Raw genomic sequence first — 24,615 nt, 5'->3', positions numbered from 1 at the left:
GGTGTTTACTGGCCCTCGGGATTCGAGCCAGGAGACGTTGGATTGACCGCGACAGCACATCAGGGGGCCGCGCAGGGAACGGCCATGGCGTTCCGCTATGGGGCTTTTGCCCTGCTCATGATGGCCACCGCCGCCTATGTGGCGTCTATCTTCGTTCCGGCGGGCATCGTGCGCACCGGGCTTTTGGCCAGCACCGGCGCCATGGGCAGTCTGGGGATTGGCTGGCTGGCGATACGGACGCTGGCGGAATTGCGGTTGTCGCGCAAGACCGCGCTGCTGGTCGACCTGGTCGAGGGCGAACCGTCGTATTGCTTTGTCACTGATGGCGACGGGCGGCTTGTGGCGGCCAACAAGACCGCGCGAAACCGGTTTCCCGCGGAACGCGGCGTCGCCCTGGCGGTCATCCTGCGCGAGGTCTTTGCCAGCGCCGAGGGCGTGCTTTACCGGTTGCAGAACCGGGCCGAGGCGCAGGGATCGGCGGTCGAGGACATCACCAGCCACGCCGAGGGGTTCCGCGTCTATGCGCGGGTGTTCCCGGGGGCGGTGGTCTTTTGGCGGCTGGAACCGGACGCGGCGCAAAACAGCGCGGCGCGCGGCAGTTACCCTGTCCTGACTCTTGGGCGCAACGGCGCCATCCTTTACATGAACGCCCCGGCGCGCAAACTGGCCGGCCGGCGCGTCAAACGCGTCGAAGAGGTGATCGACGATCTGCCGCTGCGTCCGGGCGGCATTCACCGCGTCAAGACGGCGGACGGCACGGAACGGATGCTGCTGCAAAGCGCCGAGATCGGCGCCGGCCGGGTCGAGCTGAGCCTGACCAAGGTGGCGCAATCGGTGCCGGGCACCGACGCCCCGGAGGAAAGCGGCAGTTTCGACAGCCTGCCGGTGCCGCTGATCAAGGTCACGCCCGACGGTCATATCCTGAACGCCAACCCCGAGGCGCGGCGCATGTTGTCGATGCCCCCCGGCGAGGCGGGAAACCTGGCGGAATACATGGTTGGCCTGGGGCGCGCGCTGACCGACTGGCTGCAAGAGGCCGCCGAGGGCAGGGGGCTGCACCGCTCGGAATTCCTGCGCCTGACCCGCGAGGATCAGGAGATTTTCGTTCAGGTCACGCTGAAACGGGTGACGGAAAACGCCGAACCTGTGCTGGTGGCGGTGCTGAATGACGCGACCGAGCTCAAGACGCTTGAGGCGCAGTTCGTCCAAAGCCAGAAGATGCAGGCCATCGGCCAGCTGGCGGGCGGTGTTGCACATGATTTCAACAACTTGCTGACGGCGATTTCGGGCCATTGCGACCTGATGCTGCTGCGCCACGACCAGGGCGATCCCGACTACAGCGATCTTGTCCAGATCAACCAGAACGCCAACCGGGCGGCCTCGCTTGTCGGGCAGCTTCTGGCGTTTTCGCGCAAGCAGACCCTGCGCCGCGAGGTCATGGACCTGCGCGATACCCTGTCCGATCTGACCCACCTGCTGAACCGGCTGGTCGGAGAAAAGGTCACGCTCGCGCTCAAGCATGATCCGGTGCTGCCGCCGGTGCGCGGCGACAAGCGCCAGCTGGAACAGGTGATCGTCAACCTGGTGGTCAATGCCCGTGACGCCATGCCCGAAGGCGGCGAGATCGTCGTCGAAACCGAACGCCGCGTGCTGCGCGAGCCGCTGGAGCGCGACCGCGCGGTGGTCGAACCGGGGGTCTATGTTTCCGTCCGTATCACCGACCAGGGAACCGGCATTCCCAAGGACAAGCTGCAAAAGGTCTTTGAACCCTTCTTCACCACCAAGCGCCCCGGCGAGGGCACCGGCCTGGGCCTGTCCACGGTTTACGGTATCGTCAAGCAGACCGGCGGGTTCATCTTTGTCGACAGCGTCGTGGGGCAGGGCACCTGCTTTACCCTGCTGTTGCCCGCCTACGAGGCCACCGCCGAAGCCCAACCGGCCAAGCCCGAACCGGTCGAGGCCCGCAAACTGCCCGAAAAGGGGTCGGGCGTGGTGCTTCTGGTCGAGGACGAGGCGCCGGTGCGGGCCTTTGCCGCCCGCGCGCTGCGCCTGCGCGGCTATACCGTGATCGAGGCCGAAACCGCCGAAGAGGCGCTGAGCACCCTCGAGGACGAGGCGCTTGCGGTGGACATCTTTGTGACCGACGTGGTGATGCCGGGCATGAACGGCCCCAGCTGGGTACGCGAAGCGCGCAAGGCGCGCCCGGATGTGCGGGTGGTTTTCGTGTCGGGCTATGCCGAGGACGCCTTTGGCGAGGGGCACGAGGAAATCCCCAACTCGGTCTTTCTGCCCAAGCCGTTCTCACTGACGGACCTGACCGAAACGGTGCACCGACAGTTGAACTGAGCGCCCTTCGGCCCCGGGAAAACGTCCCGGTGAAAAGAGTTTTTACCGAAAACTCTGGCCTGCCTCAGGTCGCGCGGTCCCAGGCATCGAAGTCGGCGGCGCATTTGCGGCGCAGCTTTTCCTCGGTCTGGGGGGACAGGTCCAGATCGCGGCGGGGCGAGACGTTCTCGCGCGGCAGATCAATCTGAACCTTCAGCCGATCCTCCATGAAGGCAATCAGGCTGGCCTGGTTTTCGTATTTGAACAGATGCGTCACCGCGGTTCCATTGGGGCGCGGTTCGATGAATTTGGCCTGCGATCCGACATTGGCAAAGGGCGGGCGGTCGCCGGTGGCATAGGCCTGGCAGAAATCGTCAAAGCTCATCCCGCGGGTCGAGGTCGGCTTGCCCTCCAGAAAGCCGCGCTGGCGATAGCGGTACCACGACCCAAGCCAGCTGATCGGTTCGCGGATGACGGCGAGAACGTCCATGTGTTCGACGCCCATCTTGTCAAACATGGGGCGGAAAAACCGATTGTAGCGGTAAACCGGCGCGTGTTTGAGTTCCGGCGGGTCCAGCACCGTCATCGAGGCATGGGGCAGCAGCGCCGCCTCCCAGGCCGAGGTTCCCGTCTTGGGCACGGCAAGAAAGACCAACCGCTGCTTCCAGAAAACCAGCATTTACACCCTCTTTCACTGCCCGGGACCGTCATCAACACATCCTTAACCCTCCTGAGCCAAGCTGAGAAGATAAAGATTTGACTTGAATTGTTCTTGTTTTGATCTCATACCAAATGGAACAAGACAAGAACAAACCCAGTGATTGCCGCCAGCAACGGCGTGTGAAATAAGGACGGAAGTGATGGCAACGGCAGATCTCCTGACAATGGACAGCAAGCGTAACGCGGACAAGCAAAAGGCGCTGGATAGCGCCCTGGCCCAGATCGAACGGCAGTTCGGCAAGGGGTCGATCATGAAACTTGGGGCCGATAACGCCATGCGCGATATCGAATCGACCTCGACCGGATCGCTGGGGCTGGATATCGCCCTTGGCATCGGCGGTTTGCCCAAGGGGCGGATCATCGAGATTTATGGCCCCGAAAGCTCGGGCAAGACCACGCTGACGCTGCATGCGATTGCCGAAGAACAGAAGAAAGGCGGGGTTTGCGCCTTTGTGGATGCCGAGCACGCGCTTGACCCGCAATACGCCAAGAAGCTGGGCGTCGATCTGGACGAACTGCTGATTTCGCAGCCTGACACCGGCGAGCAGGCTTTGGAAATCACCGATACGCTGGTGCGGTCGGGGGCGGTGAACCTTGTGGTTGTCGACTCGGTTGCGGCGCTGACGCCGAAATCCGAGCTTGAGGGCGACATGGGTGACAGCAGCGTTGGCGTGCACGCCCGTCTGATGTCTCAGGCGATGCGCAAGCTGACCGGCTCGATCAGCCGGACCAATTGCATGGTGATCTTCATCAACCAGATCCGCATGAAGATCGGCGTCATGTTCGGGTCGCCCGAAACGACGACCGGTGGCAATGCGCTGAAGTTCTACAGCTCGGTGCGTCTGGACATCCGCCGCATTGGCGCGATCAAGGACCGTGACGAGGTTGTGGGCAACGCGACGCGCGTCAAGGTGGTCAAGAACAAGGTGGCCGCGCCCTTCAAGCAGGTCGAATTCGACATCATGTACGGTGAGGGGATTTCCAAGACCGGCGAGTTGATCGACCTGGGCGTCAAGGCCGGCGTGGTCGAGAAGTCCGGCGCCTGGTATTCCTATGGCGACGAGCGGATTGGCCAGGGGCGTGAGAACGTCAAGAACTTCCTCAAGGAGAATACCCAGATCGCGCTGGAGATCGAGGACAAGATCCGTGCGGCGCATGGACTGGAATTCGACATGTCATCGGATGACGATGTCGAGATGACCGAGGATTGACCGCGACCTGATCGCTGGTTTCAAGCCATGGGGGCGTCCGTTTTCGGGCGCCCTTTTGGTTTTGCGCCGCCGCTGGCGTCGCCCGGGAAAGGGGGCCAGCCCCCTCTTGGCCTGCGGCCAATTCACCCCCGGGATATTTGGAGCACAAAGAAACCCGGGGCGGGGGGCTTGTGAGGCTTGCGGGCTTATGGACACCGGGGGGCTGCGCCGCTACATCTGCGCCAATCCTTTTGCCCGAAACGAGGCCCGCGATCATGGCAAGTCTGAACGACATCCGCTCGACCTTTCTGAACTACTTTGAAAAGCAGGGGCACCAGATTGTCCCGTCCAGTCCGCTGGTGCCGCGCAATGACCCGACGCTGATGTTCGTCAACTCGGGGATGGTGCAGTTCAAGAACCTGTTCACCGGGGTCGAGACCCGCGATTACCAGCGTGCGACCAGCGCCCAGAAATGCGTGCGCGCCGGGGGCAAGCACAACGATCTGGACAATGTCGGTTATACCGCGCGGCACCATACGTTTTTCGAAATGCTGGGGAATTTTTCGTTCGGGGATTATTTCAAGACCGAGGCGATCCCCTTTGCCTGGGAATTGGTGACCAAGGAATTCGGGCTGGACCCGAAGCGGCTGTATACCACCGTTTATCACACCGATGACGAGGCTTTTGAAATCTGGAAGAAGGTCGGCGTGCCCGAGGATCGGATCATTCGGATCGCGACGTCGGACAACTTCTGGCAGATGGGGCCGACCGGGCCCTGTGGTCCGTGCACCGAGATTTTCTATGATCACGGCGATCACATCTGGGGCGGCCCTCCGGGCAGTGCGGATGAGGATGGCGACCGGTTCATCGAAATCTGGAACGTCGTTTTCATGCAGAACGAGCAGTTCGAGGACGGCTCGATGAAGGCGTTGGACATGCAGAGCATCGACACCGGCATGGGGTTGGAGCGCATCGGCGCGCTGCTGCAGGGCAGCCACGACAACTATGACACCGACACCATGCGCGCCCTGATCGAGGCCAGCGCCAATGCCACCAGTGCCGATCCGGATGGGCCGGGCAAGATGCATCATAGGGTGATCGCGGATCACCTGCGCTCGACCTCTTTCCTGATTGCTGACGGCGTGATGCCATCGAACGACGGGCGCGGCTATGTGCTGCGCCGGATCATGCGCCGGGCCATGCGGCATGCGCATTTGCTGGGCGCGCAGGACCCGGTCATGCACCGGTTGGTGCCCGCCTTGGTGCGCCAGATGGGCGCGGCCTACCCCGAGTTGGGGCAGGCGCAGGCGCTGATCGAAGAAACCCTGCGCAGTGAGGAAACCCGCTTCAAGACGACGCTGGATCGCGGGCTGAAGCTGCTCGACGACGAATTGGCAGACCTGCCCGAGGATGCGCCGCTGCCGGGCGAGGCGGCCTTCAAGCTGTACGACACCTTCGGCTTTCCGCTGGACCTGACGCAGGATGCGCTGCGCGAAAAGGGCCGCTCGGTCGATACCGATGGCTTCAACGCCGCCATGGCCGAGCAGAAGGCCAAGGCGCGCGCCGCGTGGAGCGGGTCGGGCGAGGCGGCGGATCTGGCGATCTGGTTCGACATTGCCGAAAAGCACGGGGCCACGGATTTCCTGGGCTATGACACCGAGGCCGCCGAGGGCCAGGTGCTGGCGCTGGTGCGCGATGGCGCCGTGGTGTCCGAGTTGAAGGCCGGGGAAAACGGCTGGGTCGTGCTGAACCAGACGCCGTTCTATGCCGAAAGCGGCGGGCAGGTGGGCGACACCGGCTGGCTGCGCCGGCTTGAGAACGAAGATGAAAGCGCGACGGTGACCGACACCCAGAAAATGGGTGGAGGCAAGGTCTTTGCCCATCAGGTGACGGTGGATGCCGGGATCATCCGCAAGGGCGATGCGCTGCAGCTTGAGGTGGATCACGGGCGGCGCAGCGCCATCCGGGCCAACCACTCGGCCACCCACCTGCTGCACGAGGCGCTGCGCGAGGCGCTTGGAGATCACGTGGCGCAGCGCGGCAGCTTGAACGCGCCGGACCGGCTGCGCTTTGATTTCAGCCACAACAAGGCGCTGAGCGCCGAGGAGGTGGCCAAGGTCGAACGCGATGTGAACGCCTATATCCGTCAGAACTCCAGCGTCAGCACCCGGATCATGACGCCCGACGATGCCCGTGCCATTGGCGCGCAGGCGCTGTTCGGTGAGAAATACGGTGACGAGGTGCGCGTGGTGTCGATGGGCGTGCAGCGCGGTTCGGGCAAGGGCAATGACGGGCAGACCTATTCGCTGGAACTGTGCGGCGGCACCCATGTGCGCCAGACCGGCGATATCGGGGCCTTTGTGGCGCTTGGCGACAGTGCTTCGAGCGCCGGGGTGCGCCGGATCGAGGCGCTGACCGGGCAGGCGGCGCTGGAATACCTGTCGCAGCAGGACAAGCGGTTGGCCGAGGTGGCGGGCGTGTTGAAGGCGCAACCGGCCGAGGTGACCACCCGGGTCAAGGCGCTGCTGGATGACCGCAAAAAGCTGGAGAACGAAGTGGCCATGCTGCGCCGGGAACTGGCGATGGCAGGCGGTGCCGGCGGCGCGGTCGCGGGCGGAGAGACGCGTGAAATCAACGGTGTACGCTTTGTCGCGCAGGTTCTGTCGGGGGTGACGGGCAAGGACCTGCCGCCGCTGATTGACGAGCACAAGAACCGCATCGGATCGGGGGCGGTGCTGCTGATCGCGGATGCGGGCGGCAAGGCGGCCGTGGCGGCTGGCGTGACCGATGACCTCAAGGGCAGCCTGTCGGCGGTCGATCTGGTCAAGGCGGCGGTGGCCGAACTGGGCGGCAAGGGCGGCGGCGGTCGTCCGGACATGGCGCAGGGCGGCGGCGCCAGCGTCGAGAATGCGGATGCAGCGATCAAGGCGGCCGAAGCCGTCATCGGAGGATAAGACAATGGCAGGACTTTGGATTGCCCATGTGACCGTCACGGATGACGAGGCCTATGGCAAATACGCCAAGCTGGCAGGCCCGGCGATTGCCGCCCATGGCGGGGAATTCCTGGCCCGCGGCGGGCGGTTCGTCCAGCTGGAGGGCAAGGAGCGTCCGCGCAACGTGGTCGCGCGCTTTCCCAGCCTAGAAAAGGCGGTCGAATGCTACAATTCGGACGCCTACCAGGAGGCGCTGAACCATGCGCGCGGCGCGTCCGAGCGCGAGCTGCTGGTGGTTGAAATCCCCGACTGACGCGCAGCACAGCGGTGATTGGACTTGGCGCGGTCCGGCCCCCCAAAGGCCGGGCCGCGTTTTTCATGACGGGACTGCGGAAAATGATCGGCGAAAGAAGGCCGATCAACGCCGGATCTGGCCGCTTCGGCGCCATTTCGCTTAGGCAATCCTATGCCTGCGCATAGGGGCGCCCATATCCGTCAGGGCAGCTTTCGGTGCTTGGTGATTCGTGTCTTGCGGGGTTAACTGTCTCATATCTGTGGACAGTTTTCCCGCGTCTCGGAATTGTTTCCGAATCGGAAATGAAAAATTCAACCGGGGGCAGCGCGAAATGTGGCATAATTATGGCATAGTTGGCACACATCTTGCCTCTGGCCCCTGAAAACCCCCGTTTTGGTTAATTTTCCTGCCGCAAGTCCGGAATTCCTGTCGCGCCAAAGCGCCGTTCTTCGTTAGACTTTTCCTACCTTCAATTAATGTCTTGGGAGAAAGATCATGAAGAAAGTTCTTGCCGGTGCAATTCTTGCAGTAACTGCGATGGCGGCCCCCGCCTTTGCTTGGGAAGGCCAGGTTGTGGCCTGCTACGACAAGGTCTGGGTTCCGGCCAAGTACAGCTATACCAAGACGCTGGTGATGGCGTCGCACACCGAGTGGGAGCATCAAAACGGCCAGATGGTCAAGATGCACTACCCGGCGGTCTACAAGCAGATGAAGCACCTGGAAACCGCAGGTCACTATCTGGCGGTCAAGGCCCCCTGCAAGTAAGCAACTGGACTTTTACACTTTTCTGGAAGGCGCGGGGACTGCCACCCCGCGCCTTTTGCTTTTCCAGCTGGGGGGGGCGCAGGGCGCTGGGGCGCGTGCTTAGGGGTGCAGGCGGTCAAGGAACATGCCGCCATCCATCATGTCCTGCCAGACCGCGCAGGCTTCGCCGCGGGCGGTGAAATGCGCCCAGGCCTTTCGGGCAAACACATCGGGCGCCATCAACAGGATCATCGCATTCAACGCCTCACGCGACACCGGTTCGGGAAAGTGGCTGCGCGCGGCGATCGGGGCGCGGTCCTGTTCGGTCAGGCCGGCAATCTGCTGGGTGTAGGCAAAGTATTCGGTGGTGGCCAGGCAACTGGCATGAGGGCAGGGCACGGTGTCGAACAGGGCATGGGCCATCTCGTGCTGGATCACGCTGGCAAACAGCCGGTCGGTGGGGATATGGGCAAACAGGCTTTGTTTCAGCCGTTCTGTTTCCAGCGCGCTGGGGGACAATACCTCGATCCAGTTTTCGCCGCAGTGGAACAGGCCGATGCAGCTGTGATCCAGCGTCTCGACGGTTTCGATCAACACGGGTGCGGGATCGGGCAGGGCACAGGCGCGGAATTGCGCCAGGGCGGCGTCGCTGTGGGTGCAGATGGTTTGCGCCAGCGCGGGGCTGCCGGCCTGGACTGAGACAAGCCCGTTGTCGCAGAGCAAAGGCTGGGCCATCGGGGCCGTGGCGATCAATCCAAGTCCGAGCAAAAGTATCCTGTGCATGGCAGCCGCTCCTTTCGGGGGCAGAGCCTAGCCTGCCTTGCCCGGGGTGGAAAGCCGCGCAAAAGGTCATGCCCAAACGCATCAGGGCCCCGCGTGGGGGCCCTGATGGTGGTTTCTTCGATCTGCGCCGGCTTATTGCTGGGGCGATTTCGACATGCGCTTGCGCTCATGCGGGTCCAGATAACGCTTGCGCAGGCGGATGGCGTTGGGCGTCACTTCGACCAGTTCGTCATCGTTGATGTAGGCAATCGCCTCTTCGAGCGAGAGGGTGATCGGCGTGGTCAGGCGCACCGCTTCGTCGGTGCCGCTGGCGCGCACGTTGGTCAGCTTTTTGCCCTTCAGCGGGTTCACTTCGAGATCGTTGTCACGCGAATGTTCGCCGATGATCATGCCGGTATAGACCTTGGCCTGGGCACCCAGGAACATCTTGCCGCGATCTTCCAGGTTCCACAGCGCATAGGCCACGGCCTCGCCGTCTTCCATGGAAATCAGAACGCCCGAACGGCGGCCCGGGATCGGGCCCTTGTGTTCGGTCCAGCCGTGGAACACGCGGTTCAGAACGCCGGTGCCGCGGGTGTCGGTCAGGAATTCGCCGTGATAGCCGATCAGCCCGCGCGACGGCACATGCGCAATGATCCGCGTCTTGCCTGCGCCGGCGGGTTTCATTTCGACCAGGTCGCCCTTGCGCGGGCCGGTCAGCTTTTCGATCACTGCGCCGGTGTATTCGTCATCGACGTCGATGGTGGCCTCTTCGACCGGTTCCATCAGCTTGCCGTCGACTTCCTTCATGATCACCTGCGGGCGCGAGATCGACAGTTCGAACCCTTCGCGGCGCATGTTTTCGATCAAAACGCCCATCTGCAGTTCGCCGCGGCCCGACACTTCAAAGGCCTCGCCGCCCGGGGTGTCGGCGATCTTGATCGCGACGTTGGATTCGGCCTCTTTCATCAGGCGATCCCGGATCACGCGCGACTGCACCTTTTTGCCGTCGCGGCCGGCCAGGGGCGAATCGTTGATGCCGAAGGTCACGGTGATGGTCGGCGGATCAATGGGCTGGGCTTCCAGCGGCTCATCGACGGCCAGCGCGCAGATGGTATCGGCCACGGTGGCCTTGGTCATCCCGGCAAGCGACACGATGTCCCCGGCCTGCGCCTCTTCGATGTCCTGCATGCCAAGGCCGCGGAAGGCCTGGATCTTGGTGATGCGGAACTGTTCGATCTTTTGACCGATGCGCGACAGCGCCTGCACGGTGGCGCCAACCTTGGCCTTGCCGGATTCGACGCGGCCGGTCAGGATGCGGCCGACAAAGGGGTCAGCGCCCAGCGTGGTCGCCAGCATCCGGAAATCTTCGTTCTGGTGCTTGATCTGCTTGGGCGCAGGGACGTGATCGACGATCAGCTTGAACAGCGCGTCCAGGTTCTTGCGCGGGCCGTCCAGCGTGGTGTCGGCCCAGCCATTGCGCCCCGAGGCATACATATGCGGGAAATCCAGCTGGTCTTCGTCGGCGTCGAGGCTGGCGAACAGGTCAAAGCATTCGTCCAGCGCGCGGTCGGGTTCGGCGTCGGGCTTGTCGACCTTGTTCAGCACGACGATCGGGCGCAGACCCAGGGCCAGCGCCTTGGAGGTCACGAATTTGGTTTGCGGCATCGGGCCTTCGGCGGCGTCCACCAGCAGCACGACCCCGTCAACCATCGACAGGATGCGCTCTACCTCGCCGCCGAAATCGGCGTGTCCGGGGGTGTCGACGATGTTGATGCGGGTCTTTTTCCACTCGACCGAGGTCGGCTTGGCGAAGATGGTGATTCCGCGCTCACGCTCCAGATCGTTGCTGTCCATGGCGCGTTCGGCCACGGCCTGGTTGGCGCGGAAGGCACCGGATTGTTTCAGAAGTTCGTCCACCAGAGTGGTTTTGCCGTGGTCAACGTGTGCGATGATCGCGATATTTCGCAGGTCCATGTATCTAGCCAGTCATATAAGGGTTGGGCGCGGCGTATAGCGCATTGCGCCAAAAGGCCAGAGGCGATGCGCCGCATCCCCCTAAAACCTGTTTCAAGGGTGTGACTTTTGTCGGCAAGGCTTTGCCGGTTCCCGGGCGGCGCGCCGCTGATCGCAGCAGCGTGATTGGAACTAAATGCCCGCTCTGCCCATTTACCTTTCAGACGGCGGGCCAAGCAAGGCCGGACGCCGCAAGATGCAAAAGAAAAGCAGGAGCAGAGATATGAAACGCATGATTGCCCTTACCGCCGCCGCAACCGTGATGGGCGGTGCGGCTTTTGCCGGGTCGATGCAGGATCCGGTCGTGGAACCCGTGCCGGCGCAGCCCGTTGCCGTGACCGTTCAGCCGGGCGGCGACTGGACCGGCCCCTATGCCGGTCTGAGCTTTGGCAACCTTGATGCCACCGCCGGTGCGCTGGACGAGGACGGCATGGTCTATGGCGTGTTCGGTGGCTACGACTATGACTTTGGTCAGTTCGTCATGGGCGCCGAGCTGGATTACCAGGCCACCGATGATTTCAGCCTTGGCGGCGTCGATGTCGACGACGTCTGGCGGCTCAAGCTGCGCGGCGGCTATGACGCCGGTCCGGCGCTGCTGTATGTGACGGCGGGCGGGGCCAAGGCGAACACCTCGATCGGCGATGCCGAAGGGGCGGTCTATGGCCTTGGCATGGATTACAAGGTGACGGAACGGTTCACCGTCGGCGCCGAGTATCTGCGCCATGACTTCAACGACGTTGGCAACACCAATGTCGATGTCGAGGCCGATACCATCTCGCTGCGCGGTGCGCTGCGCTTTTGATCGCGCGCCCCTGGCGGAGTTTGGCCCCCCGGGATCGGTCCCGGGGGGCTTTTTCATGCGCGCCGCTCAGTGCGATGCGCTGGCGGAAAACAGGTGGATGACAAGGATACCGGCCATGATCATCGCCATCCCCAGAACCGCCGGCAGGTCCAGTTTCTGGCCAAAGACCGCATAGCCGATGACCGCGATCAGCACGATCCCCAACCCCGACCAGATGGCATAGGCGATGCCCACCGGAAAGAACCGCAGCGCCTGGCCCAGCAGGTAAAAGGCGGCGGCATAGGCGATCACAACCACAAGGGAGGGCAGCGGGCGGGTAAAGGCCTGGCTGGCCTGAAGCGCCGTGGTGCCGATGGTTTCCGCCAGAACGGCCAGTGCAAGGATGAAATAGGGCATGATGCGGACAGTTTTCCCCAAACTTGAATGAAATCCGAGGTGAATCCTGCCTGAAAACCGGGGCCGAGGGAATGCGAAACCGGGCGGGATTAACGCTGTGTAAGGCGCAAGGACCTAGGGTCAACCGAGGATTTGACCCTGAGGAGACGTTGATGAAACCCGCATTCGTGTTGTCGGCCATGCTGGCCCTTGCCCCGATTTCCGCCCTTGCCGCTGAACCGAACCCGGCCATGCAGGCCTTTTTGCACGGTACGGTTCTGGCCTGGGCACATGACCCCGTGATCGTCGAGGCGGTCAAGGCGCAAAATGCCCAGACCGCGGGCTATGACGCGGCCCATATCGACGCGCTGGACAAGACCTGGCGCGCCGAGGTGGGCACCGCCGCGACCCCGACCATCGACCCGGTGCTGACCAATGCCGCGGCGGATTTCCTGCGCGGCCGCGTTGCCGCGAATGGCGCGATGATCACCGAGGTGTTCATCATGGACGCCCAGGGCCTGAATGTGGCGGCCTCGTCGGTGACATCGGATTACTGGCAGGGCGATGAGGACAAGTTCCAGCAGACCTTTCCCATGGGGCCGGGCGCCGAACACTACAGCGAAATCGAATTCGATGAATCCAGCCAAAGCTACCAGGCCCAGGTCTCGATCTCGCTGACCGATCCGGCCAGCGGCGAGGTGATTGGCGCCATGACCGTGGGCATCATCGCCGACGCCTTGATGTAATCGGCGCATCACAGACCCACGCGGCAGCCAACGGGAACAAGCACATGAAAGACGAGCAGTTGAAGGACAGGGCCGGTGTCACGGTCATGCGGTCGGTCTTTGTCCGCTGTGCGGCCATCATGGCGGTCACCACCATCGTGGTGGCCGGTATGATGGCGGTTCAATCCGCGCGGCTGGTCAACAGCCTGGCGGTGCGCGGCGTCAGCGATCAGGCCGCCACCGCCGCCAAGGTCGAGGCAGATGCACTTGTGAACCCGCTGCGCTTCAAGGCCGCCGCCAAGATCGAAGAGGTGGTTGTGTCAGCCATGACCGCGGCCGGGGAAAACGGCCTGGGGCTGGTGGTTGTCGATGCCGAAGGTCAGGTCGTCGGGCAGGCGGGCGACGACGCCGAAATCAATTCGGCCCTGCAGGCGCTGGCTTTGCAAAGCCTTCAGGCTGCGGCGCCACAAGACATCCATGGCGGTCTGTTTGTCGCCAACCCGGTGATGGTCCATGCACAAACCCCCGCACTTGGAGCGATTGCCATCGGCTTCAGCGATACCGCCGCCCTTGCCATGGTCGGCAGGGAAAAGCGCGATATCGTGCTTTGGGCGGTGGGCAGCTTTGCCTGCATGATGGGGCTGACCGTCCTGTTGCTGCGGCGTTTTCTGGGTACGCCCTTGAATGCGCTGGGGGCGGCAATCGGGCGCGTGTCCGAAGGCGACTATGACACGCCGGTGGCCTTGACGGGCCGGCGCGATGAACTGGGCCGGATCGCGGGCCACCTGGACACGCTTGTCAACAGGCTGAACAGCGCCCGCAGCGCCGAGGCCGAGCGCCTGCAAAAGGTCGAGGCGCAGGTTGCCGTCGTCAAACACCTGGGCGACGGGCTGGACGCGCTGGCCGACGGGGCGCTCGATCACCAGATCGACGTGGTCTTTGCCGAGGAATACGAAGCGCTGCGGCAGAACTACAACCGGGCGGTCGAAACCCTGCGCGGCGCCATCGCCAACGTGCTGAGCAACGCAGGCAACATCCTGCACAGCGCCGATGAAATCACCCGTGCCTCGGATGATCTTTCGCAACGCACCGAAACCCAGGCCGCCACGCTGGAACAGACGGCCGCGGCGCTGGAACAGTTGCTGGGCATCGTCAAACGCGCCGCCGAGCGGGCCAGGGATGCCGATGGCGCCGTGCGCACCGCGCGCGAGACAGCCATGCACAACGGCGAGGTGATGCAGGATGCGGTCGGCGCCATGGGCGCGATCGAGAAAAGCTCGGAACAGATCGGCGAGATCATCACCGTCATCGACGATATTGCCTTTCAGACCAATCTCTTGGCGCTCAACGCCGGGGTCGAGGCCGCGCGCGCAGGCGAATCCGGCAAGGGCTTTGCCGTCGTCGCCTCCGAAGTGCGTTCACTGGCGCAGCGCAGCGCCGAGGCCGCCAAGCAGATCAAGGAGTTGATCGAAGGGTCCTCGGGCCAGATCAAGGATGGAGTTCGGCTGGTGGAACGCGCCGGTGTCGCCCTCGAAGAGGTCGTGAAACAGGTCGGCTCGATCTCGAACCTGGTGACCGAGATCGCGGCCGGGGCCAGCGAACAGGCCGAGGGCCTGAACGAGATCAACACCGGTGTCAGCAACCTTGACCGGGTCACCCAGCAAAACGCCGCCATGGTCGAACAGACCACCGCCGCCGCGCATATGCTGCGCGGGGATGCCACCGAACTGAGCGAGGTCGTCGGACGTTTCCGCACCGAAGGGCAGGGCCGCGATGCCAGCGCCGATGCCGCTGCCGGGTCAGACCCGCAGGACGATCTGCAGGAAGACGCCGCATGAACGCAACCCCCCGGCCAGGTCAGCCTTGCCGGGGGATTGCATCAGGTGTCGGCCAGCAGCGCCGCGATCAACCCGGGCAGTTCGGCGAAATCGGCAAAGCTGGCGCTGTGCGGCAGGGCGTCGACCGGCGTCTTGCGATAGCCTTCGGTGAACAGAAGAAAGGGCACCCCGGCGCGATGCGCGGTTTCGGCATCCACTTCGCTGTCGCCCACATAGACCGCCGGCCCCTGGCCAAGCGCTGCCAGCGCCGCGTGCAGCGGCGCCGGATCGGGTTTGCGCTGTGGCAGGCTGTCGCCGCCGACGACGCAGTCAAAGGGCCCCAGCCCGGTCAGGCGCAGGATGTCATGGGCCGGCGCTTCGGGTTTGTTGGTGCAGATGCCCAGCACATGGCCCTGATCGCGCAGCGCGCGCAGGGTCTGCGGCACCGCCGGATAGGGGCGGGTGAGGGTGCCACTGACGGCGTTGTAATGCTCCAGCACCCGGGCGGAGAGTTCTTGTTGACGATCGGGGGCCAGCCCGGCGCGGGCCATCACCAGCCCGGTCAGATGCGGCAGCCCGTTGCCGATGAACGAAATGATGGTCGCCAGGTCCAGCGGCTCCAGCCCTTCGGCCTGCAACATCCGCGCGGAGGCGGCGTGGATGTCGGGGGCGCTGTCGATCAGCGTGCCATCCAGGTCGAATACGATGCGGGCGCTCATGCGGCTCTCCATTTGATCGAACATCCCATCGAGGGGATCTGGTCCTGTGGTCCCTGGCCGGTTTCGGCGATCTGGCGCATCGCCTCGAACAGATCGCGGCGCAGGTCTGGCCTGGCTTGCCGGCCGCCGCCATCCAGCCGCCCGCGATATTGCAGCCCCAGATCCGCATCAAAGCCGAAGAATTCGGGCGTGCAGGCGGCGCCATAGGCGCGGGCGACCTGCTGGCTTTCGTCATGCAGGTAGGGAAAGGCGAAATCGTGCTGACGGGCCAGCCGGACCATGTTGTCAAAGCTGTCCGCCGGATAGGTCGCCGCGTCATTGGCGTTGATCGCGGCCACGCCGACCCCCAGCGCCTGCAAGTCGCGCGCGTCGCGCAGGATGCGGTCCAGCGCCGAGATCACATAGGGACAATGGTTGCACATGAAGATCACCAGCGTGGCGGTCTTGCCGCGCAGATCGGCAAGCGACAGCAGGCGGCCATCGGTGGCGGGCAGCGTGAGATCCGGCGCGGTCCAGCCAAAATCGCAAACAGGGGATGATACGGCCATGGGATCCTCTTGGGTGGGGTGGTGGGCAGTCTTGCCGCAAGGCGCGCGATTGTCCATCGCTCCGGCCCCGGAAATGCGCGACCGCGACCCGCGCCGCAAAGCTGTTGCCATCTGGGTCAGGTCCAGGCGTCAAGCCCCTATAATTTCAGTAAAAACCTTGGTTTTTGGGTGGTCGTCGGATGCGATTTTCCGGGCTAAGCTGTTCGCGATGTGACCAGAGCGGGCAGCCAAGCCCGCCTTTTTCCCGTGAGGTGAGCAGATGAAATTGGGATTGGTATCCGACAGCCTTGCGTCGCTTGGCTTTGACGACATGCTGGACCACGCGGCGCGGCTGGGCATCACCGGGGTCGAGATGAACACCGGCGGCTGGTCCGCTGCACCGCATCTGGATCTGGAGGAATTGCTGGCCAGCAGCGAGGCGCGCGCGCGTTTCCTGCGCGGCTTTGACGATCGGCGCCTGCGGATCGTCAGTCTGAACGCCTGCGGCAACCCTCTGCACCCGACGGACCGTAGCCAGGCCGATTGCCTGGTCAATACCCTGCGGTTGGCGGGGGAGCTGGGCGTTCACACGGTCTGCGCCACTTCGGGCCTGCCTGCGGGCCGTGCCGATGACACCATGCCGAACTGGGTCGTGTCCTCGTGGCCGGCCGAGACCCGCGATATCCTGCGCTACCAGTGGGAAGAGGTCTTGTTCCCCTTCTGGACGGGCATTGCCGCCCTGGCGCGCGAAAACGGTGTCGAGCGTATCGCATTGAAGTTGCAGGGCAATCAATGCGTCTACAACGTGCCGACGCTGATGCAGCTGCGCGATGAGGTCGGGCCGGTGGTGGGCGCGACGCTGGATCCCGGTCAGCTTTTCTGGATGGGGGGCGACCCGCTGGTTGCCGCCGACGCCCTGGGCGAGGCGATCTATCACGTCCATGCCAAGGACACGATGCTGAACACGCCGGTGCAGGCAGTGGCGGGGCTGCTTGAAAACGGATCGGTGGTGGATGTGCCCGCGCGGTCCTGGTCCAGCGTGACGCTGGGCATCGGCCATGGGCGCGAATGGTGGCGGCAGTTCTGCTATCGGCTGAAGATGGCGGGATATGACGGCTGGATTTCGATCGACCACGAGGATGTGCTGATCAACTCGCTTGAGGGGGTCGAAAAATCGGCGGCCCTGTTGAAAAGCGTCATGCCGGTGCTGCCCGCCGATTTCACCGCGCCAGAGGACTGAGCGCAGGCCCTGGGACAAGACCCCGTCAGGCGCGCGGCGCATTCGTTGGGGCCGGCGGCACCAATGGCCCGCCGCCTGGCAGCGCCCGCTATTTCGGCCCGGCCTTCATGTTCGGAGCCTTGCGGCCGCGGTATTTCACCGTCAGGTCCAGGTCGGTGTCGTTCTCGTCATAGACGCCCAGGATCACACCGCGTTTGCGGCTTTTGGTGCGCATCTCGATCAGTTGCTCTTCGGAGCGGGTGGTGCGCTGGGACTGGCGGCGCGTCCATCGGAACAGCTTGTCGTACATCTCGGCGATGATTGGGGCGTGGTCGGCGCTGTCGCCAAGATCGCTCAGTTCCTGCGGATCGTTTTGCAGGTCGAACAGCATGGGGCGATGACCGCCCTCGAAATGCATCAGTTTCCAGCGCTTGTCGGCGACCATGAACATCACCGCATCGCGCACGGCGATGTCGTGCAGATGGGCAACCGGGGTGGCCGAGAAATCATATTCGCAGATCACGAAATCGCGCAGCGTGTCGCTGCGCTGTCCGTGCAGCAAGGGCAGCAGGCTTTCGCCTTCTAAGATGTGACCGGGCGGCTTGCCCCCGGCGACCTCGACAAAGGTGGGGGCGAAATCGATGCATTCGACCAGCGCGTCGCAGGTGGTGCCGCGCGTGGCATCGGCCTGCGGCGAGGGGTCATAGATGATCAGCGGCACCCGGGTGCTGGTGTCATGGAAAAAGGTCTTTTCCCCCATCCAGTGATCGCCCAGGAAATCGCCGTGATCCGAGGTCAGCACGATCATCGTGTCCGCGATGCGCCCGGTCTCCTCGAGCCAGCGCAGCAGGCGGCCCATCTGGTCGTCGGCCTGCTTGATCAGCCCCATGTAGGCCGGGATCACCGCGTCGCGCACATCCTGGCGCGAAAAGCATTCGCCCACCTTGGTGTCCATGAACATCCGAAATACAGGGTGGGCGTTCTGCCGCTCGGCCTCGCTGCGCACGGGGGGCAGCACGTGTTCGGGGCCGTACATGCTGGCGTAGGGTTCGGGCACGATATAGGGCCAATGCGGTTTGATATAGGACAGGTGGCAGCACCAGGGGCCGTTGTGGCCGGCCATGAAGTCGATGCCGCGCCCGGTCAGATAAGGGGTTTCGCTGTCCTCTTCTGCGATGTTCGCGGGTTCGGGCGCGTGTTTCAGAAACCAGCCCGACAGGACGTTGCCATCGTCATCCAAGCCGGAATTGGCAAAGTCGTGCCAGGGGTTGTCGCTGTGATAGCCCTTGGCGCGCAGGAACTTGTTGTATTCCTTGGCGCCGTCCGGATCATAAAAGCCGTCCGGTCCTTCGGGCAACATGCCGTCGTCGCGTTCAAAGACGTCAAAGCCGCATTCGGAGACGCGCGCGCCGATGATCGAATCCGGCGCCAGGCCCAGCCGCGCCATGCCTTCTTCGTCGGCGCGCATGTGGGTCTTGCCGACCAGATAGCAATCCATCCCGGCGTCGCGCAGGTGATCCCCCATGGTGCGTTCGCCTACCTTCAGCGGAATCCCGTTCCACGACGCGCCATGCGAATGCACGTAGCGCCCGGTATAGGTGCTCATCCGGGAGGAGCCGCAGATCGGCGACTGAATATAGGCGCGGGTAAAACGAACGCCCATGCCGGCCAGCCGGTCGATGTTGGGGGTGTGCAGATGCGGGTGCCCGTAGCAGCTCAGGTAATCCCAGCGCAGCTGGTCGAACATGATGAACAGGATGTTTTTCGCTTTGGCCAAGGGGGTTTTTCCCGGCATGGGCGCCGGGCTCCTGCTTTTGGTGACTTGTCCGGGCAGCCTAGCGAAGCTGGGGCGGCGCGGCAAAGCGGACTTTTCGTAAAATGGCCTGTCAGGCCGGATCGGCGGATTGCAAGGCGTCCAGAAGGTCGGGCCAGACCCGGTTTTCGCCTTTGCGTTTGCCGTCCGCGGCCCAGTGGCTGGGCAGGGTCTTGTAGCGCACCGGGTTATGCATGGCGACGACACGTCCAATGCGCGCCGCATCGACGATGGTGACGGGATGATCGGTCAGCGGAATGGCGACCTGCACCAGGAAATGCGCCAGCGCGCGGGTCAGGACGCCGGGGCCGGTCTTGCTCCAGGCGATATCGGCCGAGCGTTCCAGCAGCGCCGCGCGCACCAGCTTGGCCGCAAAGATCAGCGCCGGATGGCCGGGGGGCGCGGCGATGAAGTTGTTGCCAAGCGTGCCGCCCAGCGGCTCTCGGTACAGGGTCAGCCCATGGGCGCCGTCCAGCAGTGCGCCCAGATCGCCATACAGCCAGTCATCGGCATCGGCCCAGACGCCGCCGAACTTGACCAGCAGGCACAGCCGCAGCAGGTCCGCCTCTTCGGCGGGGTTGCGCGCCATGTCAAAGGCCCGCAGCCAGACCGGCCCAAAGGTCTCGCGCAGGAACCGCTGGGCGCGCGGGCGGTCATACAGGTCGTGCTCGAATCCGGGGGCCTCGGCCCAGCTTTGACACATGCGGCTGACGATCTGCGGCGGCGGGGATTTGTCCCAGTACTGAAAGATGCGCCGGGGAATGGCGGGCTGGTGCGGCCAGTCGGGCGCATTGGCGCGCCAGTCGTCGATCAGCCGGATCGCGGCCACCACCGAATGCGGCCGGGTGTGGCGCCAGTCCGCAAGGCAGGCATAGCCGCCCCGCGCGGCGTAATCGCGGCTTTCCAGCTGCAGTTCCAGCGCCATGGCTCCGGGCAGACCAGCGCGGTGCAGCAGCCCGCCCTTTTCGCCCAAGGGATCGCCGATGCGGGTCTTGATCGCCTCCAGCCGGGTGATGTCGGCCAGGCTGAAGATCAGCTTGGCCATGTGTCGGCGCTGTTCCTCGGTCAGATCCTTGTTGGCGCGCAGCCGGGCATAGCTGGCGATGGCGCCGTCCAGATCGTTCTGCATGCCGGCCAGCAGGAAACGGTGCGCGGTCAGGACCGCCTCGGGCAGTTTGCCGTCGCAGGCCTCGATGGTGCGGCGGGCATCCTCGATCCGGCCCAGTTTGAGCGCCCAGATGATGTGAAAGGACACCAGCCCCGGCGCCTGCGGCCAGTGCCGGGTGCAGCGGCTGAGGTAGCGCAGGGCCAGGGCGTGGCGCCCCTGACCGATCAGTGCCGTGGCCAGCATCTGCGCCTCGTGCGGGGCCTTGCCCTGCGCGCTGTGCGCCCGCAGCAGGGTGCTGGCGGTGTCGAAATCCATCAAGGTCAGGGCCAGCTGGCTGGCCAGTTCGGTGTGCAGCCGGTCGGGAATGCGGGATCTGAGCGCGCCGACCACCGTCGTCAGCGTTTCGCTGTCCGTCGTGGCCAGCTGGGTGTCGAACAGATAGCGCAGCAGGTCGGGCGCCGTGGGGTGATCCCGCACCGCCTGCTGCAAGACCGCCTCTTGTTTGTCGGCGACGCCCAGTTGGCGATAGATCCGCGCCAGGCGCAGCAGGAGGCCCAGATCGCCGCCCTGGCTTTGTTGCACGAATTCCAGCCCCGGGACGGCGGCTTCGGGGGGGCAGGTGGTGGTCAAAAAGGTGATGAACGCTTCGAGCAGGGGCCTGTCGTCCGGGGTGGCCTGCAGGGCCTCCTGGTACAGCGGCACGGCCTGCACGGCGCCGCCCGGCATCGCCGCCAGTTGCGCCAGCACCTGCGCGTTGTCGATGGTTTGCGGTGCCAGCGCCATCAGCGCGCGATAGGCCCGCACCACCCCGGCAGGGGATTGCGCCGCAAGGCTGACCTCAAGATCCAGCGCATGCAGCGGCAGCAGGTCGGCACGCGGCCCGGCGGCGTGGCACAGGTCGAAATACTGCGCCGCCTGGGCGCTGTCGCCGCGCGCGTGCAGCAATTGCGCCAACCGGTAGGGCGGCCAGAAATTGGCCGGAAAGCTGATGCAGGCGACGTCCAGAACCTCTTCGGCCTCGCGCACTGCGCCGCGCCGGGTCAGCACCTCGGCCTGCAGCAGCCACAGCTTGGCCGGAACGGTTTCGGCCACCGCCAGGGCGGATTGCAGATAGGCCTCGGCGGCGGGCAGGTCATCCGCCTCGAGCGCATCGTCGCAGGCGGCGGCATGGGCCATCCAGGCGGGGGGCGCGGGAGTATCCGTCATGGCGCAGTCATCGGCTTTGGCGGCGCCGGCGTCAGGCGGCGGGGGCCACGCCGCAGGCGGCCAGCTCGTCGTCGCTCAGCACGTCGCGCAATTCGGCGGCCAGGTCGTGCAGCAGCGGGCCATAGCGCCGCCAGCGCGCCACGGCGCTGCCATAGATCGGCTGACGCACCTGCGCCATCGAGGCCGTGTTGACCTGGTGCGAAGACCGGGTGTGATCCAGCACCGCGTCGCTCCAGTCCAGCCCGGCAAAGGCGATGATCTCGCGCATGCGGGCCTCGGGCTCGGCCACCACGGCTTCGTAAGGCACTTCGCGCACGCGGTCGGGCAGCAGCGCGCTCCAGTGCCGGGCCAGCCGGTCAAAGCTGCGATAAACCTGGGCCAGGTCGGAAAAGCGCGTGCTGAAGGGCTGGTTCTGCCCAAAGTTCTGCATGTAGTTGGACAGCAGACAATCCAGCGGGTGGCGGCGCATGATCAGGAACCTGGCGCGGGGCAGGGCCATGGCCAGTAGCCCGACATAAAGGTAGTTCGCCGGCATCTTGTCCGAGACATAGCCCGCCCGCAGCCCTTCGGCGTGCAGCCCGGCGATGTAATCCTCGCCCAGGCGGGCGAAATCGTCAGCGGTCAGATCATCCGGGCTGATTTCCTGTTCGAGCGCGGCGCGGATGCGGGCGTTGCGGCGCAGCGCCCGGGGCGAGGCAGCCAGTTCGCCGCCCGCCTGCACATCGGGATGGCGCGAAAACATCTGGTCCATCAAGGTGGTGCCAGAGCGCGGCATGCCGACAATGAAGATCGGCGCGATATCACTGATCCCCGCGCCGCCGCAGCGGGTGATCAGGTCGGGCGTGACCAGCTGTTCCAGGCGCGTGGCACGGGTGCGAAAGGCGTCGATGTCATAGGGATGCAAGGCGCGGCTTTCGGCATTGGCCTTGTGGTAATGCTCCATCGCGGCGGCATGGTTGCCAAGGTCGTCCTCGGCCTTGCCAAGGGCGAATTGCAGGGTGCTGCGGTATTCGGGCACCAGATCAGCAAGGCGGGCCTGGTATTGGCGCAGAATGGCCAGTTCGGGGCTGTCCTCGGTCGTCTTGCGCAGATGCACCAGCCGCGACAGGGCGGTCGCCCCGGTGGGCGGTTTGCCGGCGATCTCCAGCAGCAGTTGAACCGCCTCGTCCATCCGGCCGGCGGCGGCCAGGACATTGCCCAGATGCAGCTTTGGCTCGGCCGCGTCGGGGGCCAGTTCGATGGCGCGGCGGGCGTGGTGTTCGGCACTGTCGTGGCGTTCGCGGCGGAACAGGGCGGCGGCCAGGTGGCTGTGGGCGGCGGCGCTTTTGGGGTCGATGGCCAGCGCCTTGTACAGCGTGTCGATGGCCGGATCAAAATTGCCGACGCGGATCAGGGCCTGCGCCAGGTTCAGGTGCACGTCCAGCACCCGGTTGTCCAGTTCCAGCGCCTTTTGCAGATGCGGGATCGCGGCACGGAATTGCTGGTTCAGCAGCTGCGCCGCGCCCAGATTGGCATGGGCCAGCGCATAGTTCGGCGCGATCTCGACCGCCTGTTGAAAGCTGTCGAGGGCGCGGGGCAGATCGCCGCTTTGCGCCCGCAGCGTTCCGGCATCGACCAGCACCACCGGATCGGGGCTATCGGCGATCACCGCGTCCAGCAGGGCCAGGCCGTCGGCCACCTTGCCGGTCTGCGCCAGGTTCAACCCCTTGAGATGCAGCAGCCGGGGGTGGCCGGGGTAGCGGATCAGCAAATTGTCCAGCATGGCACCCGCCTCGGCAAGGCGGCCGGCGGTCTGATGCTGCGCGATGCGCTGAAGATCGGCGTTCACGGCATCAAGGTCGGCGGATTGCTGTTCAGAGGCAGAAAGGGTCATGTGGGCCAGTCCGATGGTTGAAATCTTTGGTCAAAAGGGGCGGAAACACAGCACCGAAAAACAAGGTGGCCGGGGGGGCCGGGCGCAAAACGCGCGCCCTGCGCCGCAAGGTATCCACCAAAGCGCCCCATCCGCAAGAAGAACGGCCAGAGGCGGAACCCCTGGCCGTTGTCGTCATGCCTTGGCCGGTCGCGATCAGGCGGCGCGGCGTGCCGGTTCCAGTGCTCTGGCGCGCTCGGCCAGCTGGTCCTGGATGTCCTGCGGCACCAGCCGGGCGGCGGTGATGCGGGGCAGGTTCATTTCCTCGATCATCGGCGCATCGGCGCGTTCGGCCCCGTTCACGAAACTGCTGCGGTCGGGCATGTCCAGATAGCTTTCGGAAGGGCAGCCTTCGGCCAGGATCACCTCGTGGTGGTCGGTTTCGACGTGGTAATAGGTAAAGCCCTCAAGCGGCATCCTGGCCACCCGGTAGATCGAGCCGCCATTGACCAGCGCGCTGGCGTTGAACAGCAAGCCGTTGATTTCAATGGCGTGATCGGGCGAAACAAACAGGTCGCGCTGCGGCACGTCGGGAGCGATGGCGCCGGCGCGCAGGCAGATCGGGTTGACCTTGGCGGGGTGGGTCAGGCGGGTTTCGACCGGCTGGACACCGACCCATTTGACAGTGGTCTGGTTGCCATCGGCGGTCAGGATCGTATCGCCCGGGCGCAGATCCTGCACGGCGACGCGGCCCTTGGGCGTGTCGATGCCGGTGTCTTCCAGATAGCAGACGATGCTGGCGGACAGGCTGTCGATGGTGATGTAGTTGCCCGACCCGGTCGGCGTGAAACGGATGGCAGAAAATTCCGCCGACGTGGCAAAGCTGAGCGCCGCATCCTCTGCGACGTTGTTGAACACCTGGTTCAAACCCGCATTGGTGGCGTGCACAAAGGTGACATTCCATGTCCCGCTGATGGTGCTCGAACCAAGGTTCAGCGTGATATTTCCGCCGGTTGCGGCAAACTTGTTGTTCACCGGATCGTTGACTACCAGCGTAAAGGGGCCATTGACCGACGAATCCGTCAAGGAAATCAATCCGTTTTCCGGCACGTCGTCGGGATTGTAGAAGATGTTGTTCGCGCCGCCATTGCCCGAGGTGCTGAGCGTGAAGTTGACGCTGTCATCGGTAAACGACACGGTTGTCGGGCTAAAGCTGTCCAAGCCGTCGTTGAAGTCGAATGTTGCCACGAATGCCTCCTGTAAAATTCCATTAGCAGCCGTGACTGCCGTTGCGGAACATTAACAGTTTTCAACCGGTTTGAAAGTCTTTTTGCCGCCGTTGACGGCGCAAAAGCGGCCCGATGACCGGGGTTCCGGGGCAAAAGGGACGTTGCGGGGCGGATTGCCGGGTTTTCGGGCGGTGCGCGGGGGACTATCGGTTTGACCTTTGCCGGTGCGGCGGCCAGT

The 24,615-nt window shown here is 64.4% G+C and carries 19 protein-coding genes; 9 read left to right on the top strand and 10 right to left on the bottom strand.

Annotated elements, in window-relative coordinates:
• Positions 1 to 84: 84 nt before the first annotated feature.
• A complete protein-coding gene (locus tag QF118_RS13775) occupies positions 85 to 2,346 on the top strand; it encodes a hybrid sensor histidine kinase/response regulator (protein ID WP_394357096.1) in 2,262 nt (753 codons plus the stop codon).
• Between the two features lie 64 nt (positions 2,347 to 2,410).
• Here QF118_RS13775 and QF118_RS13770 read toward each other — a convergent pair whose 3' ends face one another.
• Positions 2,411 to 3,004 carry a sulfotransferase family protein gene (locus QF118_RS13770; RefSeq protein ID WP_282299623.1) on the bottom strand — a complete coding sequence of 198 codons (594 nt, stop codon included), beginning with the start codon at positions 3,002 to 3,004 and terminating at the stop codon, positions 2,411 to 2,413.
• Between the two features lie 181 nt (positions 3,005 to 3,185).
• Here QF118_RS13770 and recA point away from each other — a divergent pair, with 181 nt between their 5' ends.
• From recA to QF118_RS13750, 4 genes are all read left to right on the top strand, one after another.
• Positions 3,186 to 4,256, top strand: a complete 1,071-nt coding sequence (gene recA / locus QF118_RS13765; RefSeq protein WP_282299622.1) for a recombinase RecA — start codon at positions 3,186 to 3,188, stop codon at positions 4,254 to 4,256.
• 254 nt (positions 4,257 to 4,510) lie between these two features.
• Positions 4,511 to 7,189, top strand: coding sequence for an alanine--tRNA ligase (alaS, locus tag QF118_RS13760; protein ID WP_282299621.1), 2,679 nt, complete (start codon positions 4,511 to 4,513; stop codon positions 7,187 to 7,189).
• Between the two features lie 4 nt (positions 7,190 to 7,193).
• Positions 7,194 to 7,481 carry a DUF1330 domain-containing protein gene (locus QF118_RS13755; RefSeq protein ID WP_282299620.1) on the top strand — a complete coding sequence of 96 codons (288 nt, stop codon included), beginning with the start codon at positions 7,194 to 7,196 and terminating at the stop codon, positions 7,479 to 7,481.
• 477 nt (positions 7,482 to 7,958) lie between these two features.
• Complete coding sequence (locus QF118_RS13750; RefSeq protein ID WP_282299619.1) at positions 7,959 to 8,228, top strand: hypothetical protein; 270 nt, start codon at positions 7,959 to 7,961, stop codon at positions 8,226 to 8,228.
• A 99-nt stretch (positions 8,229 to 8,327) separates the two neighbouring features.
• Here QF118_RS13750 and QF118_RS13745 read toward each other — a convergent pair whose 3' ends face one another.
• On the bottom strand, positions 8,328 to 8,990 hold the full coding sequence (locus QF118_RS13745; protein ID WP_282299618.1) for a DUF6639 family protein: 663 nt from the start codon (positions 8,988 to 8,990) through the stop codon (positions 8,328 to 8,330).
• Between the two features lie 132 nt (positions 8,991 to 9,122).
• Complete coding sequence (gene typA, locus QF118_RS13740) at positions 9,123 to 10,946, bottom strand: translational GTPase TypA (protein WP_282299617.1); 1,824 nt, start codon at positions 10,944 to 10,946, stop codon at positions 9,123 to 9,125.
• Between the two features lie 262 nt (positions 10,947 to 11,208).
• Between typA and QF118_RS13735 the strand changes: the two genes are divergently transcribed.
• Entirely contained in the window at positions 11,209 to 11,787 is a 579-nt protein-coding gene (locus tag QF118_RS13735; RefSeq protein WP_282299616.1) for an outer membrane protein, read from the top strand.
• 66 nt (positions 11,788 to 11,853) lie between these two features.
• On the opposite strand, the gene QF118_RS13730 is transcribed toward QF118_RS13735, so the two are convergent.
• Entirely contained in the window at positions 11,854 to 12,183 is a 330-nt protein-coding gene (locus tag QF118_RS13730) for an SMR family transporter (RefSeq protein WP_282299615.1), read from the bottom strand.
• Between the two features lie 152 nt (positions 12,184 to 12,335).
• Here QF118_RS13730 and QF118_RS13725 point away from each other — a divergent pair, with 152 nt between their 5' ends.
• Both QF118_RS13725 and QF118_RS13720 read left to right on the top strand, forming a co-directional pair.
• Positions 12,336 to 12,908 carry a hypothetical protein gene (locus tag QF118_RS13725; protein WP_282299614.1) on the top strand — a complete coding sequence of 191 codons (573 nt, stop codon included), beginning with the start codon at positions 12,336 to 12,338 and terminating at the stop codon, positions 12,906 to 12,908.
• Positions 12,909 to 12,952: 44 nt separating this feature from the next.
• Positions 12,953 to 14,725 (top strand): methyl-accepting chemotaxis protein, encoded by a 1,773-nt coding sequence (locus QF118_RS13720; protein WP_282299613.1) that lies wholly within the window; start codon positions 12,953 to 12,955, stop codon positions 14,723 to 14,725.
• A 41-nt stretch (positions 14,726 to 14,766) separates the two neighbouring features.
• Here the strand turns inward: QF118_RS13720 and gph are convergent, their stop codons facing one another.
• Complete coding sequence (gene gph / locus QF118_RS13715; protein ID WP_282299612.1) at positions 14,767 to 15,423, bottom strand: phosphoglycolate phosphatase; 657 nt, start codon at positions 15,421 to 15,423, stop codon at positions 14,767 to 14,769.
• Complete coding sequence (locus tag QF118_RS13710) at positions 15,420 to 15,971, bottom strand: thioredoxin family protein (protein WP_282299611.1); 552 nt, start codon at positions 15,969 to 15,971, stop codon at positions 15,420 to 15,422. Before QF118_RS13710 ends, gph begins: the two co-directional genes overlap by 4 nt.
• A 259-nt stretch (positions 15,972 to 16,230) precedes the next feature.
• On the opposite strand from QF118_RS13710, the gene QF118_RS13705 reads away from it, so the two are divergent.
• Entirely contained in the window at positions 16,231 to 17,190 is a 960-nt protein-coding gene (locus QF118_RS13705) for a sugar phosphate isomerase/epimerase family protein (RefSeq protein WP_282299610.1), read from the top strand.
• Positions 17,191 to 17,278: 88 nt separating this feature from the next.
• Here QF118_RS13705 and QF118_RS13700 read toward each other — a convergent pair whose 3' ends face one another.
• The 4 genes from QF118_RS13700 to QF118_RS13685 all read right to left on the bottom strand — a co-directional run bounded on the left by QF118_RS13700 (position 17,279) and on the right by QF118_RS13685 (position 24,396).
• The gene (locus QF118_RS13700) at positions 17,279 to 18,964 is read right to left on the bottom strand and encodes a sulfatase-like hydrolase/transferase (protein ID WP_394357061.1); all 1,686 of its coding nucleotides are present in this window, start codon (positions 18,962 to 18,964) and stop codon (positions 17,279 to 17,281) included.
• 91 nt (positions 18,965 to 19,055) lie between these two features.
• The gene (locus tag QF118_RS13695) at positions 19,056 to 21,296 is read right to left on the bottom strand and encodes a glycosyltransferase (RefSeq protein WP_282299608.1); all 2,241 of its coding nucleotides are present in this window, start codon (positions 21,294 to 21,296) and stop codon (positions 19,056 to 19,058) included.
• 31 nt (positions 21,297 to 21,327) lie between these two features.
• Positions 21,328 to 23,169: a tetratricopeptide repeat-containing sulfotransferase family protein gene (locus tag QF118_RS13690; protein ID WP_282299607.1), complete on the bottom strand. Its 1,842-nt coding sequence runs from the start codon at positions 23,167 to 23,169 to the stop codon at positions 21,328 to 21,330.
• A 195-nt stretch (positions 23,170 to 23,364) separates the two neighbouring features.
• Positions 23,365 to 24,396 carry a Hint domain-containing protein gene (locus QF118_RS13685; RefSeq protein ID WP_282299606.1) on the bottom strand — a complete coding sequence of 344 codons (1,032 nt, stop codon included), beginning with the start codon at positions 24,394 to 24,396 and terminating at the stop codon, positions 23,365 to 23,367.
• Positions 24,397 to 24,615 lie beyond the last annotated feature (219 nt).

The organism is Tropicibacter oceani (assembly GCF_029958925.1).
Classification (GTDB): Bacteria; Pseudomonadota; Alphaproteobacteria; order Rhodobacterales; family Rhodobacteraceae; genus Pacificoceanicola; species Pacificoceanicola oceani.
This window is presented reverse-complemented; position numbering and strand designations above follow the sequence as displayed.